Here is a 3,758-nt window from a genome sequence, read left to right on the forward strand (position 1 = left end):
CCCGCGGCGTACCCCTGCGCGCCGCGGGGGTTCGCCGCCGCGCCGAGCACGCCGGTGGCGGGGTCGCGCGACACGGCGCTGAGGCGCCCGAGCGCCCAGTCGCCCGCGAGCGTGAGCACGTGGCCGCGCTCGACCAGCCCGGCGAGGACGTCGGCGCCGAGCCGGTCCTCGACGACGGCGCCGCCGGGCGTCCAGGTGCGCGGCCAGAACGAGCCCGGCGCGGACGTCGTGTGCAGGGCCGGGGCGTCGATCGCCTCCTGCGGCGTGTACCCGCCCACCAGCACGCGCAGCAGGAACGCGAGCTGCCACTGGTCCTGCTGGTCGCCGCCCGGCGACCCGCACGCGAGCACGGGCTCGCCGTCGCGCAGCACGAGCGTCGGGGTGAGCGTGGTGCGGGGCCTGCGGCCGGGCGTCAGGGCGGACGGGGACGCCTCGTCCAGCCACGTCATCTGCAGCCGGGTGCCCAGGGCGAAGCCGAGGCCGGGCACCGTGGGGGAGGACTGCAGCCAGCCGCCCGACGGCGTCGCGCTGATCATGTTGCCCCAGCGGTCGACGACGTCCAGGTGGCACGTGTCGCCGCGGGTCGCGCCCGTGGCGTCGGTCTCGAGGCCGTCGCCGTTCAGGGGCGCTGTCGCCCCGACGACGACGGTCGGCTCGCCGACGCCGGCCGCGGGGCCGCCGGCCGGGGCGCCGGGCAGGGCGGCGGCCGGGACGTCCGTGGCGTACGACGTGCGCAGGGGCGGCGTCGCCGGGGTGCCGCGGCCCGCGACGTCGCCGGGGCGGACGTCGTGGGACGCGCGCTCGCCGATCAGGGCGCGGCGGGCGGCGGCGTACTCGGAGGAGAGCAGGACGTCGAGGGGCACGCCGCCTCCGCGGTCGCCGTCCCCGTACCAGGTGTCGCGGTCGGCGAGGGCGAGCTTGAGCGCCTCGAGCACCGTGTGCGCGCCGAGCTCGGTCGACGGGTCGAGCCGCGCGTCGTCGAACCCGTCGAGGATGCGCAGCGCCTCCAGCAGCGCCGGGCCCTGCCCCCAGGCCCCGGTCTTGGCCACGGTGTACCCGCGGAAGTCGATGGTCGTGGCGTCCTCGAACGTCGCCTCGAACCCCGCGACGTCCGCCGCGGTGATCACCCCCGCGTGGTCGCGGCCGTCGGCGTGCCGGTGCGGCGTGCGCACGAAGTCCTCGACCGCCTCGCCGACGACGGCCCCCCACGCGGCTCGGGCGGCGTCCACCGCGCCGGCCCGGTCGGCACCGTCCGCGGCGGCGTCGGCCTCGGCGGCGACGAGGCGCGCGAGCACGGCCGCCAGCTCGGGGTTGGTGAGGAGCTCGCCGGGCCGCGGGGCGCGCCCGCCGGGCAGCCAGCGCTCCGCCGACGTGGGCCAGTGCTCGGAGAAGAGCCCGGCGACGCCCTCGATCGTGCGGCACACGGCGGCCAGCACCGGGTGGCCGTCGCGCGCGTACCCGATCGCGGGGGCGAGGACGTCGGCCACGGTCCACGTGCCGTGGTCGCGCAGCAGCAGGAGCCACGCGTCGACGGCGCCCGGCACGGCGGCCGCCAGCGCGCCGGAGCCGGGCACGAGGTCCAGCCCCTCGGCGTCGCGGTAGTGCGCGATCGTCGCCCCGGCCGGCGCCGGGCCCTGGCCCACCAGCACCCGAGGTCGCGCGGGCTCGTCCGCCGTCGCGAGGATCGCCGTCATGTCCCCGCCGGGGCCGTTGAGGTGCGGCTCGACGACGTGCAGCACGAACGCGCCCGCGACGGCCGCGTCGAACGCGGTGCCGCCCCGCTCCAGCACCGACTGGGCGCTCGCGCTCGCCAGCCAGTGCGTGGAGGCGGCCATCCCGAACGTGCCGCGCAGGTCGGGGCGCGTGGGGTGGGGGGTCGGGGGAGTGAACGTCATCGAGGGTCCTCCGTGGTGTGTCCGAGAGCGGCGACGAGGAGCGTCAGCACGGCGCTCACGCCCACGCCCCACGCCAGATGGCCCTGCAGCAGCAGGGCGCCGGCGGCGGCACCGGCGCAGATGAGGGCGATCGCGGCGATGCGCCGCCCGGAGTTCGTGCCGTGCCCGCCGGCGAGGCGGGAGTCGGCGGCCAGGCCGGTGATGGTCGACGTGACGACGACCGTCGTGACGTCCTTGACCGACAGATGACGCGCCGTCGCCGCCTGCGTGCCCATCGCGAGGGCCAGCAGCCCGGTCACGGTGAGCTGCACGGCGTGCGGCAGGTCGTCGCCCGAGACGGCGAGCAGCACCGTGATCGCCGCCAGCAGGGCCCCGACGGTCGCGAACATCCCGGTGGTGCGGGCCGTCCACCCCACCTGCACGGGCCGCAGCACGACGCCGGCCAGCGCCGCCCCGGCCATGAACGTGCCCAGCGCGAGCAGCGGCCCGGCGACGGGGAGGTCGTCGCCTCCGGCGAGCGCCATCCCGAGGATGACGACGTTGCCCGTCATGTTGCCGGTGAACACCCGGTCGAGGCCGAGATAGCCGACGGCGTCGGCGATGCCGGTGGAGAACGTCAGGGCGAGCATGAGGACCAGGTGCAGCCGGTCCCGGTCGCGGCCGAGCGGTCCGAGGAACGAAGAGGGCACCGGGTCACCGTACCGAGGGGGCCGGGAGACGCCGAGGCAGCACCGCCCACGGGGACGGTGCTGCCTCGGCGTGCACGGAGCTACCTCGCCGCGGGGGTCACTCCGCGGAGTCGCCGGCGGCAGCGCCGCCGGTGACCTGGTCGACGAAGTCCGGGTTGTCCTTGAGCCATGCCTCGACGGCGGCCTCGGGGTCGTCCGCGTACTCCTCGTCGTTGAACATGAGGTTCTCCAGCGAGAACAGCTGCTCGTCGTCGAGGGTGAAGTCCTTCAGCCAGCCGGCGAGCTCCGGGTAGCGGTCCGCGAAGTCCGAGGTGCCGTACGTGTGGATCGCCTCGGCGTCGCCCATCGCGCCCTCGGGGTCCTCGAGGTCCCGGACGGGGAACTCGTCGTAGGCCCAGTGCGGGCGCCACAGCGTGACGGCGATGTTGTTGCCCTTGTCGGCGGCGCCCTTGAGCTCGGCGAGCATCGCCGGCGTCGACGAGATCGTGTAGTCGAGGCCCTCCAGACCGTAGGTCGGGATGGCGTTCTCCTTGGTCACCTTGGTGAGCCCCGCGCCGGCCTCGATGCCGACCAGCTTGTTGCCGTAGTCGTCGGCGTACTTGGCGAGGTCGCCGATGGTCTGGGCCGGCGAGTCCTCGTTCACCGCGATGGTGAGCTTGGCGTCGTCGTACCAGGTGCCGAGGTCGGAGATGTCGTCGCCGAACTTCTCGACGTAGTCGGCGTGGGTGATCGGGAGCCACGTGTCGAACAGCACGTCCATGTCGCCTCCCGCGAGGCCGGTGAAGACCACGCCGATGTCGGCGGTCTTGGTCTCGACCTCGTAGCCCTTCTCCTCGAGCACCTTGGCCCAGAGGTTCGAGACGGCGATGCCCTCGTCCCAGCCGGACGGGATGCCGATCGTGATCTCCTTCTCGTCACCGCCGTCCGAGCTGCTGCTGCCGCCGTCGTCCGAGCCGCAGGCGGCGAGGGAGAGGGCGAGGGCGAGGGTGCCGCCGGCGGCGGCGATTCGTCGGGTGTGGCGCGTGTTCATGCTGTCCTCCTGGGGATCTGGCTGTGCCGGCGCGGCCGTCGTGCGGTCCGTGCCGCGCGGCTCATGCGGTTGCGGCGGCCTTGAGGTCGTCGAAGAAGTCGGAGTTCTTTCGGTGGCGTCGTGCGGCGGCCGGTGGCCGGCCGC

At 75.3% G+C, this 3,758-nt stretch carries 3 protein-coding genes; all 3 read right to left on the minus strand.

Going from position 1 to position 3,758, the window contains the following annotated elements; translation table 11 throughout:
- On the minus strand, positions 1-1,895 hold a 1,895-nt coding region (locus ACFWEK_RS19950; RefSeq protein ID WP_430555173.1), incomplete at its 3' end, for a gamma-glutamyltransferase family protein.
- On the minus strand, positions 1,892-2,584 hold the full coding sequence (locus tag ACFWEK_RS19955) for a YoaK family protein (RefSeq protein WP_430555174.1): 693 nt from the start codon (positions 2,582-2,584) through the stop codon (positions 1,892-1,894). The genes ACFWEK_RS19950 and ACFWEK_RS19955, both read right to left, overlap by 4 nt.
- Before the next feature lie 97 nt (positions 2,585-2,681).
- Entirely contained in the window at positions 2,682-3,614 is a 933-nt protein-coding gene (locus tag ACFWEK_RS19960) for a glycine betaine ABC transporter substrate-binding protein (protein WP_430546688.1), read from the minus strand.
- Positions 3,615-3,758: the final 144 nt, after the last annotated feature.

Origin of the sequence: Isoptericola sp. NPDC060257, assembly GCF_042726645.1 — a bacterium.
Taxonomy (GTDB): domain Bacteria; phylum Actinomycetota; class Actinomycetes; order Actinomycetales; family Cellulomonadaceae; genus Isoptericola; species Isoptericola nanjingensis.

What these genes read in the sequence shown, in the direction of transcription:
- ACFWEK_RS19960 (WP_430546688.1), bottom strand. Translation starts at nt 3,614, where the DNA reads ATGAACACGCGCCACACCCGACGAATCGCCGCCGCCGGCGGCACCCTC.